Genomic DNA, 13,039 nt, shown 5'->3' with positions numbered 1-13,039 from the left:
TATAAATGATTAATGTAATAGGAATAGGTCAAAATAGAGATAACATGACTTTAGGAGCTCTAAGAGCTATTGAAGAGTCCGATGTCATCATTGGTTATAAAAAATACATTAACCAAATTGAAGATTTAATTGAAGGTAAGCAAATAGTTAAAAAGGGCATGGGAGATGAGATAGCCAGAGCCGAATTCGCTATTGAGAAAAGCCAGGAAGGATGCACTGTTGCATTAATCAGTTCCGGAGACCCTGGGGTCTTTGGAATGGCAAACGTTTTATATCAGATTGTAAGCAAATATGAGGATGTTGAAATCAAGGTTTATCCGGGAGTATCAGCACTAAATTATGCTGCCAGTCATTTAGGCGCTCCTTTACATGATTTTGCAGCAATAAGTTTAAGTAACATCTTAACTCCATTATCCGAAATAGAGAAGAAGTTAAAACACGCACTTGAAGCTAATTTGATTGTTGCAATCTACAATCCTATAAGTAAAACACGTAAAGAACCGTTTCGAAGGTTTAAGCAATGTGTTTTGGATATTAAAGGTGAAAACGCATTAATCGGCATTATTGACAGTACCTATGAACCTCCCAAAACCACAATAGTTAAAATCAAGGATTTAACAGAAGACCTTGTTAACATGTCCTGCACCTTAATTGTTGGAAATGATATAACCTACGTTCAGGATGATAAGCTAATAACACCAAGAGGATACGTTATAAGGTCTAAAATCCATCCGTTATCACAAAATCATTATGAAAAATTCTTGAATGGCGAAGTTTCACATGGACCGAATAGGGAATGTGAATTCTATCCCTGCCACTGGGATGGCCAATACTGCGATTTCTGCTATTGCCCATTTTACCCATGCGGCGATTCAGCAACTGGAGGAGAATGGATCAAAGGCAAAGGCGTATGGAACTGTACAAACTGTCATTGGTTGCATACAAAAGAAGCAGTCGAATGTTTAAGAGAGCCTTTGGAAAATATTCTCGAAGATGTTGAAGATTTAAAAACTAAAAAGAAAACCTTATTGAAACTTAGAAAAGCATGTTTATTAAAAACTAATCCAAATGATCTTTAGGGGAATTTGAATTGTCAATTAAAAACCTTTTAATAGAAATGAAAAATATGTCGGAGTTAATGGTTGATTTGGCTTATTCAGCTATTTTATTCAATAGTAAAGCAGCAGCTGAAGAAGTTATCGCATTGGAAAATGAAGTTAACTCCATGAATTATGAAATCAAAAAAGAATCGCTGGTAGCGGCAAGATCATATGAGGATGCTGAAAAACTAACAGCATTGCTTGAAATTGCTGAAGCCGCTGAAAGTATAGCAAATGCAGCTAAAGATTTAGCTGATTTAGTAATCACCGGGTTTAAACCACACCCTGTATTTAAAATGGTTATGGAAGAATCTGATAAAAGTATTGTAAGAGTTACAATCAATGATAATTCAGATTTAGCAAACAATACTTTAGGTGATTTATTATTAGTAAATCGTACCGGTATGAGAGTAATTGCTATCAGAAGAGGTACATCATGGATATATGGACCGGATAAACGCACAATGCTTTTACCGGCAGATACTTTAATTTTAAAAGGAACAGATGAAGGAGCCGATTTACTTGAAAAATTGGCCGCAGGAACCTGTTCACTTGAAGATATTCCAGAAGAATTAGAAGACGAAGACTGAGCGTGATAAAATGATTATGGGTAGTGATATGTGTGAAAGACAAACAGAAGAAGATTCGCAGTCCACTATCTGTAATTTCAACATTTCCTGATTTTGTTGAAGAACACCGCTCCATCATAAGAGAAAGCCTAATTGCACTTTTGATATGTGCAGTCGGAGATTTATGCGCAGGAATTATTCTGGGCAAGATGACATTTTTCCTTGAAACATTCCCAGGGCTATTGGTGATTATTCCTGGAGCAATCGGAATGAGAGGAAACATTTTCGGTTCTTTTGCTTCAAGATTGTCAACCAACTTGCACATCGGTATAATATCTGCGAAATTCGAATTTTCAGAAGAGCTAAACCATAATATATTCTCTTCATTTGTCCTAACACTGGTTTTATCATTGTTTTTAGCCGTCATCGCTAAGATATTATGTGTTTTGCTAAATCAACCTTCAATGAGCTTAATCGATTTCATGCTGATTTGTGTGATTGCAGGTTTGATTTCAAACCTAATCATGCTTCCTATCACAATGTTCGTTTCCTTCAAAAGTTTTGAACATGGATGGGATCCGGATAACATAACCAGTCCAATTATAGCCGCATTTGGAGATTTATTTACATTGCCGGCAATTATCATATCAATAATTATCTTACAATTAATAAACTTTAATTTTATTTTTAAGGACGCTATTCTTTTTATAATATTGATTGTCGTCGCTGTAAGCTTCATATACTGTTATAGATTGTCTTATGAAACAAACACCATTTTAAAACAGTCAACTCCAGTACTGCTTTTATGTTCCTTTTTAGGAGGGGCAGCCGGAAGCATATTAAATTCTGCAGTTGAAACATTGCTTACAAATCCAAGTTTATTGACCCTATTGCCACTGTTTTCAGGAGAAAGCGGAAGCCTAATCAGTATTTTGGGAGCAAGATTATCATCAGGACTTCACTCAGGTCTTGTTGAACCATTCAAAAAACCCGAAGGTGAAGCTGTTCATAATTTCATGATAAGTTTTATTCTGGCAATCATAATCTTCCCGATTATTGGATTTTTAGCTGAAGGATCCTCTTATGCTTTAGGAGTGGTCGGCGTCGGATTTGATAAGATTATTGAGATATCTACATTATCCGGTCTGATTTTGGTAGCAATCATGGTGATTGTTGTTTATTACGTTTCAATAACCTCATATAATAATAATCTTGACCCTGACAACATTGTAATTCCGATTTCAACCAGCATTACAGATTCAATTTCAAGTTTGGTATTGATTTCAGTTTCTTTACTTTTGTTAGGCGCGTTGATTTAATGCCATGCCTTCAATATGAATTCACAATCGTTTGTGCGAAAGTAATCATATTCTAAAAGATTCCTATCGAAATCATTCGGAACGGATACCAGCAACGCTTTTGGATTTGGCTTATCAAGATGAACAAAGACTATTGCACTGGTATCATCCTCATAAAATTCAATTTCATCGTTTAAATATATCCTATTCGAAATTGCGGTTTTCCAAGAGTCGGCACTGTCGAAACTTGTCTCATCGACAATGTATGACAAGTCGTATTTTTCACTGTCATCTATCAATAGATAGTAATCAGACTTTTTTAGATTGGCTTCAAATACTTTAAAGTAATTGCAGCCGTATTCATCTTGATTGTGATGTTTATTGCATTTCCCTTCACTTTCAAAGTCTTTAAGTGAATAGCTTTTGTAAAAGTCACATTTTACAAGTCTTGTCAGCGAGAATATGTTTTCGCCTTCATTGTTCTCACCAATTTTTACACTTGAAACAATACTGTCCTTTGGTTTTAGTTCCATGGATGAGTGAATTTTGGAATCAAATGAATTTTCATATATCAGCTTGTCATAATCGTTACCGAGAGCTATTAATTTTGAATATGAAACGCTGTTTGGAACAATCTGGCCATCATCATTAACGATTGCAAGGCCTGGCGTGCCTTTTCCATTTTCATTCCAATTGTCCGGAATGCCAGGATTGTTGATTAGATTGTCAAGGGCTTCTGATGTCAATTTTTCCATATTGTCGGTTTCTGCCGCTTCAACAACCTTTTCAGCTGACTTTTCCATCGATGTGAGAACGGCACCGAATATCAGCAGAATGAATATTAGAATTATACTTATTTCAATAGCTTTCATTTGCGCTCAACCCATACTTTTTCCTGTGTGAATTATCCAAAATCAAACTGTCCCAATCGTCAGGGTTTATCTTTTCACCGTTGTAGTGGTCTGCAAACACCACATGGTCGGAACATGACAATGACTCGTTTTTAATTGGTGTGTGGGTTTGAATGAAGACTTCCATTCCATAATGGGGGCATTTTCCCTTTCCTTCCAGTCTGCATAAGTAACAGCTTCCATCAGCGCTTTCGTGGAAATATCCATTATCCAGACAGTCTTTCAAAACGCCCGGATCGCCGTGATGGATATAAGGGTCATAAGGACATTTTTTCATGTATAACGGTGCTGTAGCTTCAATGTATGATTCCGGAGAATCCAAATTATGCAGAATCATATAAGCTGACAGCGCGGTCTTGTAATGGATTTCATCATCATATGCCATAACGCCGGATGCAATGGTTAGCTTTGCAATAGGAAGAGGGTCTCTTAAGCCTTCTATCGAAGCGTTTCTTTCTACAATCTGTGAAAATTCCTCATTGCCTTTTTTACCATTCAGTTTAACTTTGAACAATACTTTCCAGGGGGAGTCCGTTGGCTCGACGGATATTACCTCAGAGGACAAGTCAATGTCATATTTCTCCTTAAATTCATTGTTTTCATCTTCAAGAAGGTTATTCAAATTCTTTTTGATTTGGTCTTCACTATTGAAGACCGGTAGGCCATTGTATACTTTCTGTGTTGCTTCAGCTATCGAATCCCTTCCTAAAATTTCCAGATTATTTGAATAGTCGTCTATAATATATTTGAAATTATCGTTTGCTTCAGAATCAATATTTGAATTGTGAATAAAATTTATCGCGGTTATAACAAAAACTGCCATCAGCAATAGTGACACAATTAGAATTGCCGTTGTTCCTACTAGTATATTTCCTTGTGAGTCCAGTCTTTTTCTTTTCATTTTTTAAAATTTGGCCGGTAATTTATAAATCAGTTGTCGAAGTGCGACAGTATGATTTTTCACATACATGTTAATACGATTTTATGATATTATGAAATTTAGTAATAAAAAAAATACCTATTTATATTATTTAAGACAAATTATACTTATTGAAAATTATAGGAGGATTTACATGTCCGATACTGTAAGAACATGGCGTCATATACAACAGAGATACAATCTTATAGGTTCCAAATGCAACACCTGCGGTGAAGTATTCTTCCCAGCACGTGTAGTCTGTCCTAACTGTAGGAGAAAAGGAGACCTTGAACCTTTCCAATTTTCAGGAAAAGGAAAAATATATACTTACTCAGTAATTAGATCAGCACCTGACGACTTTAAAAAATCAGCACCATATGCTGTAGCGGTCATCGAACTCGAGGAAGGCGCAAAATTAACCACTCAACTCGTCGATTGTGATGTGGATTCACTTGAAATAGGCGACGATGTTGAAATGGTATTCAGAAGAGTTAGAGAAGATGGTGAAGACGGAGTAATCTCATATGGATACAAATTCAAAGTTATCAAATGATACCGGCGTAATTCTCGTAAGCCACGGCAGTACCCTGCCTTACGCAGAAGAGGTATTCATTGAAATCAAAGAGAAATTTATCAAAAAAACTGGCCTTTCAGCCGAAATAGGATATATGAAGGTTTCAGAGCCTACAATTGCCGGTGCCGTCGAAATATTGAAAGATGAAGTTGATGATTTGAATAGAATCATAGCTTTACCTGTATTCTTGGCACCCGGAATTCACACAAACATTGATATTCCGCAATTGTTGGGTTTGGATCCTTTAGAGGAAGATCCAAGATGTCCTGATGGAAATTATCCGGCCGAGCACTACTTGTCAATAGCTCCGGATGTTGAATTCGACGGTGAAATTGAACTTTTAGGCTCTATTGGACCAAGGGATGAGCTATTGGATATCATCGATAAAAGGATTAATGAGGCATTATCCGAGTCTGAATTGGATGATGATGCAAAAACAGGCATTTTACTTGTAACACACGGTTCAAGACTTAATTACAATAAGGAATTCGCAACAGCCTTATACAATAAATTCGAAAAAACCTGTGAATTGCCTTCCAGTTTCGGATTTATGGAATTGTGCGGCCCAAGCATCCCAGAATCCATCAATAAATTGGTAGAGGAAAATGATTTGGAAAGATTGGTTGTCGTACCTGTCTTCATTGCTCCTGGAATGCACACAACCCATGACATCCCACACATATTAGGATTTTTGGAAGAGCACGAACATTCACACTCACATTCCCATGGCCACGGCCATGACCACAGTCATGACCTGACTCCAGTTGAATTCGATGGGGAAATCTTGTATCCTGAGCCTATTAAAGCCGATGACATTTTAATTGATATTTTAGTTAAGATGATTGAGGAAAAATTATAGTTTTTCCATATATTTTTTTGAAAAATTTTTTAATCAAGATAACTTAAAAGAATTTAACTTAAAACTTAATTAAGGATGATAAGCATGTCAGATAAAAAAACAGGAATTTTATTGTTGTCCCACGGTTCCAGACTGGACGATGGGGAAGAAGTTATTAAAGCTTATAAAGAAATGTATGAAGAAGAATTTCCGGACATCCCTGTTGAATATGGATTCATGGAAATCAGAAAGCCGGGCATACCTGAAACTATCAATAAGTTAACCAGTGAAAACGATTTGGATAAAATCATTGTAGTGCCGGTATTTGTCGCACACGGACTTCACACAAAAAGGGATATTCCGGGATTGCTTGGCATTGAAAGTGATTTTGACGCTGAAGAGGCACATGGTCATCATCACCACCATCACGACCATGATGAGCATGACCACCATCACGGGCATCATCATCACCACCATCATGACCATGACGATGAGGAATTTGAATTTGATGGTGAAATCATCTTGACAGATCCTCTTGGAATTGATAGGAGGATGTACGAAATTATAAAAGACAGGGTTTCAGAACACTTGTAGTTCTGAAATATTTTTTACTTTTTTTTATTAAAACTTATAAATTCTAAAGATTATACTAATATTCATGACTCTCAAAATCTCTGATATTGGTGAAAAGGAATTGATTAGATATATTATTTCTAATTTTAAAAGCATCACACCAGATGACACGGCCATTACTCCATTTCAGGATAATAATTTGATTTCCACAACCGACATGCTGATTCAGTCAAGACATTTTCCCGAAAACATGTCCTATTTCAACATGGGTTTCAAAGCGGTCACCGTTAATGTAAGCGATTTGGCCGCCATGGGAGCTGAACCTTTTGGATTTTTGCTTGCAATCGCACTTCCTAAAGATTTGGAATTGGATTTTTTTAAACAGATTCTTGACGGTGTTTTGAAAGCATGTGATTATTACGGCATTCCTTTAATCGGCGGTGACACTAATGAAGCATCAGAGATTATAATCACAGGAACTGCACTTGGCCTGACAGACAAGCCATTGATGATGGATACTTATTCTAAAGGGGATTTAATAGCCATTACAGGCGAAATAGGTCATGCGGCATTGGGTTTTGAAATTGATACTTTTGATAACATCTACACCAAAAAGGCCTTAAAGCCGGAAGCACGCATTAAGGAGGGCTTGGTTTTAAGGGATTTTGCCACATCAGCAACGGACATCACTGATGGGCTTGCAAGTGAGCTATATACTATTAAAAAGGATGGCTGTGGCTTCATGATTCATGAAGAGATGTTAAACATCTCAGATGAATATAAACAATTAGCTGAAGATTTTGGTTTGGATTATTTGGATTTGATATTGAACGTCGGAGAGGATTTTGAGTTATTGTTTACAATAACAAAGGAGAATCTGGAAAAGCTGCCGATCGACTGCATCGTGATTGGCGAGGTCACAGATTCCGATGTCATTGAACTGACATTGGAAAACGGTTTTGTTGAAAGAATGGAAAACAGGGGTTATGAGCATTATGTTAGTGAGTAGGGATTTGTATAAGAAAAGTTCCAAGACTCAAAAGATTCGATGTGAGATATGCGCCAATTACTGCAAAATCGCCGACGGCAATGTAGGTGTTTGCCGACAGCATAAAAACGTAAACGGCGAGCTGTTTGATGAGTCATACGGGATTGTTTCATCTTTAAGTCCTGATCCCGTTGAAAAAAAGCCGTTTAATCATTTTCTTCCGGGGACATTCACATATTCAATCGGAGGTTTTGGGTGCAATATGACCTGTTTGCATTGCCAGAACTATATGATATCACATGAATATGATAAGAATTACAATGGTATTAAAATAACGCCAGAAGCGATTGTGGAAAATGCACTTAATTACAATTGCAAGTCAATTGCTTGGACCTATAATGAACCTACGATACACTTACCTTTCAGCAAGAAAACTTCCCTTTTGGCAAAAGCCAAAAACCTGAAAGTAATCTATGTTACAAACGGATACTTCTCAGACAAATCACTGGCTGAAGTCTTAAGTTTTGTGGATGCATTCAACATAGACCTTAAATCAATTTCCAAGGATTTCTACAGGAAGGTCTGCGGTGCAGATCTTGACATTGTTTTGGATAACATAAAACGCGTTCATGATGAAGGAAAGCATTTGGAAATCACAAATCTAATCATTAATGATTACAATGATTCTGTTGATGAAATAACTGAGTTGTGTGATTTTATCGTTGATGAACTGGACCCGGATGTTCCGCTTCATTTTTCAAGGGCATTTCCATATTATAAGATGGATGACATTTCACCGACAAGGCCCGAAATTCTGTTTAAGGCAAAGGAAATAGCTTTGGATAAGGGTATCAAAAACGTTTATCTTGGAAATATTTAATTTTGATAGGGTGTTTCCAATTTGTTTTGAATTATAGTTTATCTATAATTTTGATTCATATTTTATTGAATGTTCTTTTATATACTATCATTCAATATATTGAATAATATTTATATTATAGTATTCAATATATTATCTAAGAGGTGTTTTTATTATGAATTTTGATAATGAAAATTCAATTCATGATTTTTTGCAAAGTCAAATTACAGACATTCCCTTGTCATTAAACAATGAACTATCAAATATGGGTGTTAAATTTAATCATCGGGATGATTTTGAAGAAATAACAACATTTATTGATGAATTTATAGAAGGAAATAATGTTAATCGCTATATTGTCTTACCAGGTATTAGAGGTGTTGGAAAAACAACAATTCTATTTCAGGTATATGACTATTTAATGAATCAAAAAAATATCAATCCCAATCAGATACTGTATTTCTCCTGTGAAGAATTAAATAAAATAGAAGATTGTGATATCTACGATACAATCAAATATTACCTAAAAACATTCCATAACTCATCACTGCTAACACTTGATGAAAAAATATTTTTGTTAATTGATGAATCCCATTTTGACAAAGACTGGTCAATTTCAGGTAAACTAATCACCGATAAATCCAAAAATATATTTGCGATTTTCACAGGTTCATCATCAATAAATCTGAAATACAATGCAGAAGCAGCTAGAAGAATGATAAGATACCCAATAACACCCCTAAATTATTCACAACACTTAAAATTAAAATATAATTATCATACAGATATTTCCAATGATTTAATAGATTTAGTATTTAATGGTAATGTTGAAAATGCAATAATAAAAGAAAAACAACTGAATCGTGATTTATTAAACCTAAAAAATTATAATTCAATGGATTGGAATAATTATTTTAAATTTGGTGGATTTCCATCAGTAATGCATGATACAAATCACAGAAATGCATCCAAAAAATTATATTACTCAGTTGAGAGTGTAGTAACAAAAGATTTGGGAACAATGAATAATCTAACAGCCAATTCGCAAACAAATGCATTGAGGTTAATGAAATTTTTAGCGGAAAAATATCCTGGTGACATATCACAGAATGCACTTGCAAACAAAATCAAAACCTCTGCTGGATCAGTAAATACAATAATGGACTTGCTTGAAAAGACCCATTTAATATTTCACACAGAACCATATTCCGGTGCAAATGCAAGGGTAAAAAGGTCATGGCAGTATTATTTTGCAACACCAAGTATAATGCATGCAATAAATACCAAATTCGGATTTTCATCAATAAACTTAACTGAATATGAAGGAATATTGCTTGAAACATTAGTCGGGTCAAACCTCGTCAATCTAAAGAATAGTGAACAATTCTTTGAATTCAGCATATTCAACGACACATATAAAGTAAAAAAACAACGTGTTGACTTCATAATAAAAAAAGAATTTGATGAAGTGATTCCAATAGAAGTTGGACATGGTGATAAGGATACTAATCAGATTAAGGATGCAATAAGGCGTTATAAAGCTTCACATGGAATTATTATATCGGATACGACAAAAACAATTGAAAAAGTTGACAATGTAATATTTGTACCAATAAAAACATTTTCATTAATGTAAATGAACTACTCGAGATTCACAGCTCGAGGTAGTTCAAATTTTTTTCTGCTTTTTTTAGTAAGGATCATGTTGAAATAAATATATTACATTTCATTGAAAAAATCATAGTATTTGTTTTTAAAATACGATTTTCCTACAAGAAACATCTATAGTTCAAAATTAAAGCTAACAGTGGTAAATTTCATGCCGCTGTCCCTGATTTTTTTGGATTTGATGTTAACTTCACCGTATTTCTTCAAGAAAGAATTAATCTCTCCTGAAACAGAGTTGTAATTTTTCCGGTCATAGACCCTGTAATTTCCCATGAATTTAACGGTTTCATTTGTTTTCAGGATATTCACTCTATCCATTCTGTATGATTCGTTGTTTTTCTCTAAAATGGAGTTGATTTCGGTGACTATTTCCTCTTTGATTTTTTCTTTTTCCTCATCGCTAATCATGATGTATCCTCATATTTCATTGAGTTAGTTCATTCGCCAAAACTAACTCTTTCGAATTTTTCCAATGTTTTAAGTGATTTGGTTGCATCAACACCAACTTTAGTGGTTGTTCCATCACTTTCAGCTACAGGGTCAAGTGAAGATCCACGAACATTAGGAACAATCATTATGTCGCGGTCGCCTTTGACACGGGTGGATATTGCATATTCGACATCTTCAGCATCAAATATGTTAACATCAGTGTCAACCGCAACGCAGTGTTTAAGTGAGGGGTGTGCGGACAATGCGGCCATGATAGCGTTTTTACCGTCACCTTCGGTCTGTTTGTTGATTGATACAACTGCATGCAACCAGCAGCAGCCTCCTTCAGTCAATACAACATTTTCAACTGTTGGAACAGCATTTTTAACTGCTTTGAATATTCTAGGTTCCTGTGGAAGACCTTGCAACAATTTATGTTCAAATCCGGCCGGAACTATTGCATGATAGCAAGGATTGTCCTTTTTGATATGCATTTTACTTAGGTTAATCACCGGCTGGTCACGGATTATGTCATAAGTGTCTGTTAAGTCAACAAACGGGCCTTCAGCAACAGTTTCAGTCACTGAAATTTTACCTTCCAGGATGATGTCTGCCTGGGGAACTTCCAAATCTCCGCATTTTATCAATTCAAGTTCTCCATCCTTAAATGCATTGGCAACTTCCATTTCATTGTAATCGATAGGTATTGAAGTTGTACTTGCAAGAAGTATTGCAGGGTCCATTCCAATGGCTATTGCAATATCCAAGTCTTTGCCTTCTTTTTGAGCATTTTGGAAGTAGGTGTAAAGGTTTCTTGGAACGATACGGATAACGAGCCTTTTGTTATCCAATACCATCATACGGTGGATTGAAGCGTTTTGAATGCCGGTGACAGGGTCGCGTGCAAACACAACACCTGCGGTAATGTATGCTCCACCGTCACGTTTGTAATGAGTTAAAATAGGGATTTTGTCTAAATCAATATCTAAAGTGTCATAAGCTGAAAAGTCAGTGTAGTTGGTAACTTTTACAGGATTTTCCATTGCGGCAATTATCTTTTCTGTAATTTCAGAAACTTCACAGTTGATTGACTTTGCAATTTTGTCACGTGTATTGCATATTCCAGTAACAACAGGCATGTCATAGCCTTTCACGTTTTTAACAATTACAGTGTCTTTAGGGTATTGCCTTAGGACTTTGGATATTTCATATTCGGATGACAATTCATCTGTAATTTCTATAATGTTTTCATCTGTAAGGTTCATTGTATCACTATAAGTTGATTTTTTTGTCTTTTAATTTTTCAAGAAGCTGCACAAGTTCCGGATTATCGATTGAAAATATTTCACCGGCCAGTACAGCGGCATTTTTACCATTGTTTATGCCGACAGTTGCAACAGGCACTCCAGGCGGCATACTGACGGTTGTAAGCAAATAATCGTCACCGTTTTCATTGGTGCATGGAACTCCAATGACAGGTCTTGCGGTAAGGCCTACAAGTCCACCTGTAACCTGTGAGGAATTGGAACTGACTCCAATGAAAATCTTCGCGTTTTTCATTGACTTTACGTAGTTTATGAATTTCTTGTTTGACCTTATTGGGCACACTACCTTCATGTCATATGAAATCTTAAGTCTTTCAAGCAAGTTGGTTATCTTTTTGGCGATTCCGACATCAGCCTGTCTTCCCACAATAATCGCCACTTTAGCGTCCTTGTTTTTACATCCGCTGTTTTCTTCGTCGAATTTGGCTTTGTTTATTTCAATATCTTTTATTCTGATAAAGTCATTATGAATGTAGGGTCTGTCGATTGCCTGAACGATGCTTTCGTTACTGTCAATTACTTTTTTAGCATATTCCTTTCTTAATTCGATTACTTTTTGATGCACTTCATCGTCATGCAGACCAATAAACTGAGCGGCCAATATTGCGGCATTGTCTCCCCTGTCAATTCCAACAGTAGCAATAGGGGACGGGTAAGGCATCTGAACAATTGACTGCAGTGAGTCCATGCCTCCGGTCTTCACGTCTACTGGAACTCCGATGACCGGTCTTGGGGTAAATGCGGCAATTGTACCTGGAAGGTGTGCAGCCAATCCTGCAATTCCTATAAACACTTCAATTCCAGCATCAGTGCCTTGAGTTACAATTTCACGAACAAGGTTAGGTGTTCTGTGGGCTGATGCAATTTTTAAACTGTATGGTATTTCTAATTTATCCAGTATGTCCATAGCTTTTTCTGCAATAGCAATATCTGATCCACTTCCAAGAATAATCATTATCTTCGGTGTCATTAAAAATCCCTTCTAAAA

14 protein-coding genes are annotated in these 13,039 nt (G+C 35.9%); 9 read left to right on the top strand and 5 right to left on the bottom strand.

Annotated features, from left to right (window positions below):
• The first annotated feature begins 5 nt into the window (after window positions 1-5).
• The 3 genes from cobJ to IJF99_RS01895 are packed head-to-tail and all read left to right on the top strand — an operon-like array spanning window position 6 to window position 2,988.
• On the top strand, window positions 6-1,079 hold the full coding sequence (gene cobJ, locus IJF99_RS01905; protein ID WP_292791328.1) for a precorrin-3B C(17)-methyltransferase: 1,074 nt from the start codon (window positions 6-8) through the stop codon (window positions 1,077-1,079).
• 11 nt (window positions 1,080-1,090) lie between these two features.
• The gene (locus IJF99_RS01900) at window positions 1,091-1,690 is read left to right on the top strand and encodes a potassium channel family protein (RefSeq protein WP_292791327.1); all 600 of its coding nucleotides are present in this window, start codon (window positions 1,091-1,093) and stop codon (window positions 1,688-1,690) included.
• 32 nt (window positions 1,691-1,722) lie between these two features.
• Window positions 1,723-2,988, top strand: a complete 1,266-nt coding sequence (locus IJF99_RS01895; RefSeq protein WP_292791325.1) for a magnesium transporter — start codon at window positions 1,723-1,725, stop codon at window positions 2,986-2,988.
• Here the strand turns inward: IJF99_RS01895 and IJF99_RS01890 are convergent.
• A complete protein-coding gene (locus IJF99_RS01890; protein ID WP_292791322.1) occupies window positions 2,985-3,839 on the bottom strand; it encodes a hypothetical protein in 855 nt (284 codons plus the stop codon). The two genes, IJF99_RS01895 and IJF99_RS01890, sit on opposite strands and share 4 nt — an antisense overlap.
• Window positions 3,826-4,779 carry a hypothetical protein gene (locus tag IJF99_RS01885; RefSeq protein WP_292791320.1) on the bottom strand — a complete coding sequence of 318 codons (954 nt, stop codon included), beginning with the start codon at window positions 4,777-4,779 and terminating at the stop codon, window positions 3,826-3,828. The genes IJF99_RS01890 and IJF99_RS01885 overlap by 14 nt, the downstream gene beginning before the upstream one ends.
• Before the next feature lie 172 nt (window positions 4,780-4,951).
• Here IJF99_RS01885 and IJF99_RS01880 point away from each other — a divergent pair, with 172 nt between their 5' ends.
• The 6 genes from IJF99_RS01880 (at window position 4,952) to IJF99_RS01855 (ending at window position 10,265) form a co-directional block, all read left to right on the top strand.
• Window positions 4,952-5,350 (top strand): Zn-ribbon domain-containing OB-fold protein, encoded by a 399-nt coding sequence (locus tag IJF99_RS01880; protein ID WP_292791319.1) that lies wholly within the window; start codon window positions 4,952-4,954, stop codon window positions 5,348-5,350.
• On the top strand, window positions 5,322-6,230 hold the full coding sequence (gene cfbA / locus IJF99_RS01875; RefSeq protein WP_292791317.1) for a sirohydrochlorin nickelochelatase: 909 nt from the start codon (window positions 5,322-5,324) through the stop codon (window positions 6,228-6,230). The genes IJF99_RS01880 and cfbA (IJF99_RS01875) overlap by 29 nt, the downstream gene beginning before the upstream one ends.
• An 84-nt stretch (window positions 6,231-6,314) precedes the next feature.
• On the top strand, window positions 6,315-6,803 hold the full coding sequence (gene cfbA / locus IJF99_RS01870; protein ID WP_292791314.1) for a sirohydrochlorin nickelochelatase: 489 nt from the start codon (window positions 6,315-6,317) through the stop codon (window positions 6,801-6,803).
• Between the two features lie 64 nt (window positions 6,804-6,867).
• A complete protein-coding gene (thiL, locus tag IJF99_RS01865) occupies window positions 6,868-7,791 on the top strand; it encodes a thiamine-phosphate kinase (protein ID WP_292791311.1) in 924 nt (307 codons plus the stop codon).
• Entirely contained in the window at window positions 7,778-8,650 is an 873-nt protein-coding gene (gene amrS, locus IJF99_RS01860) for an AmmeMemoRadiSam system radical SAM enzyme (protein ID WP_366931241.1), read from the top strand. The genes thiL and amrS overlap by 14 nt, the downstream gene beginning before the upstream one ends.
• Before the next feature lie 154 nt (window positions 8,651-8,804).
• Entirely contained in the window at window positions 8,805-10,265 is a 1,461-nt protein-coding gene (locus IJF99_RS01855; protein ID WP_292791305.1) for an AAA family ATPase, read from the top strand.
• Between the two features lie 146 nt (window positions 10,266-10,411).
• On the opposite strand, the gene IJF99_RS01850 is transcribed toward IJF99_RS01855, so the two are convergent.
• Genes IJF99_RS01850 through purE form a run of 3 tightly spaced genes read right to left on the bottom strand, consistent with a single transcriptional unit; the run spans window position 10,412 to window position 13,021 of the window.
• On the bottom strand, window positions 10,412-10,705 hold the full coding sequence (locus IJF99_RS01850; RefSeq protein ID WP_292791303.1) for a hypothetical protein: 294 nt from the start codon (window positions 10,703-10,705) through the stop codon (window positions 10,412-10,414).
• 29 nt (window positions 10,706-10,734) lie between these two features.
• Window positions 10,735-11,991: a UbiD family decarboxylase gene (locus IJF99_RS01845; RefSeq protein ID WP_292791301.1), complete on the bottom strand. Its 1,257-nt coding sequence runs from the start codon at window positions 11,989-11,991 to the stop codon at window positions 10,735-10,737.
• A gap of 7 nt (window positions 11,992-11,998) precedes the next feature.
• Complete coding sequence (gene purE / locus IJF99_RS01840; RefSeq protein WP_292791299.1) at window positions 11,999-13,021, bottom strand: 5-(carboxyamino)imidazole ribonucleotide mutase; 1,023 nt, start codon at window positions 13,019-13,021, stop codon at window positions 11,999-12,001.
• Between the last annotated feature and the right edge of the window lie 18 nt (window positions 13,022-13,039).

The organism is Methanobrevibacter sp. (assembly GCF_017406825.1).
Taxonomy (GTDB): domain Archaea; phylum Methanobacteriota; class Methanobacteria; order Methanobacteriales; family Methanobacteriaceae; genus Methanocatella.
This window is presented reverse-complemented; position numbering and strand designations above follow the sequence as displayed.

What these genes read in the sequence shown, in the direction of transcription:
- cobJ (WP_292791328.1), top strand. Translation starts at nt 6, where the DNA reads ATGATTAATGTAATAGGAATAGGTCAAAATAGAGATAACATGACTTTA.
- IJF99_RS01890 (WP_292791322.1), bottom strand. Translation starts at nt 3,839, where the DNA reads ATGAAAGCTATTGAAATAAGTATAATTCTAATATTCATTCTGCTGATA.
- IJF99_RS01885 (WP_292791320.1), bottom strand. Translation starts at nt 4,779, where the DNA reads ATGAAAAGAAAAAGACTGGACTCACAAGGAAATATACTAGTAGGAACA.
- IJF99_RS01880 (WP_292791319.1), top strand. Translation starts at nt 4,952, where the DNA reads ATGTCCGATACTGTAAGAACATGGCGTCATATACAACAGAGATACAAT.
- cfbA (WP_292791317.1), top strand. Translation starts at nt 5,322, where the DNA reads ATGGATACAAATTCAAAGTTATCAAATGATACCGGCGTAATTCTCGTA.
- cfbA (WP_292791314.1), top strand. Translation starts at nt 6,315, where the DNA reads ATGTCAGATAAAAAAACAGGAATTTTATTGTTGTCCCACGGTTCCAGA.
- thiL (WP_292791311.1), top strand. Translation starts at nt 6,868, where the DNA reads ATGACTCTCAAAATCTCTGATATTGGTGAAAAGGAATTGATTAGATAT.
- amrS (WP_366931241.1), top strand. Translation starts at nt 7,778, where the DNA reads ATGTTAGTGAGTAGGGATTTGTATAAGAAAAGTTCCAAGACTCAAAAG.
- IJF99_RS01855 (WP_292791305.1), top strand. Translation starts at nt 8,805, where the DNA reads ATGAATTTTGATAATGAAAATTCAATTCATGATTTTTTGCAAAGTCAA.
- IJF99_RS01850 (WP_292791303.1), bottom strand. Translation starts at nt 10,705, where the DNA reads ATGATTAGCGATGAGGAAAAAGAAAAAATCAAAGAGGAAATAGTCACC.
- IJF99_RS01845 (WP_292791301.1), bottom strand. Translation starts at nt 11,991, where the DNA reads ATGAACCTTACAGATGAAAACATTATAGAAATTACAGATGAATTGTCA.
- purE (WP_292791299.1), bottom strand. Translation starts at nt 13,021, where the DNA reads ATGACACCGAAGATAATGATTATTCTTGGAAGTGGATCAGATATTGCT.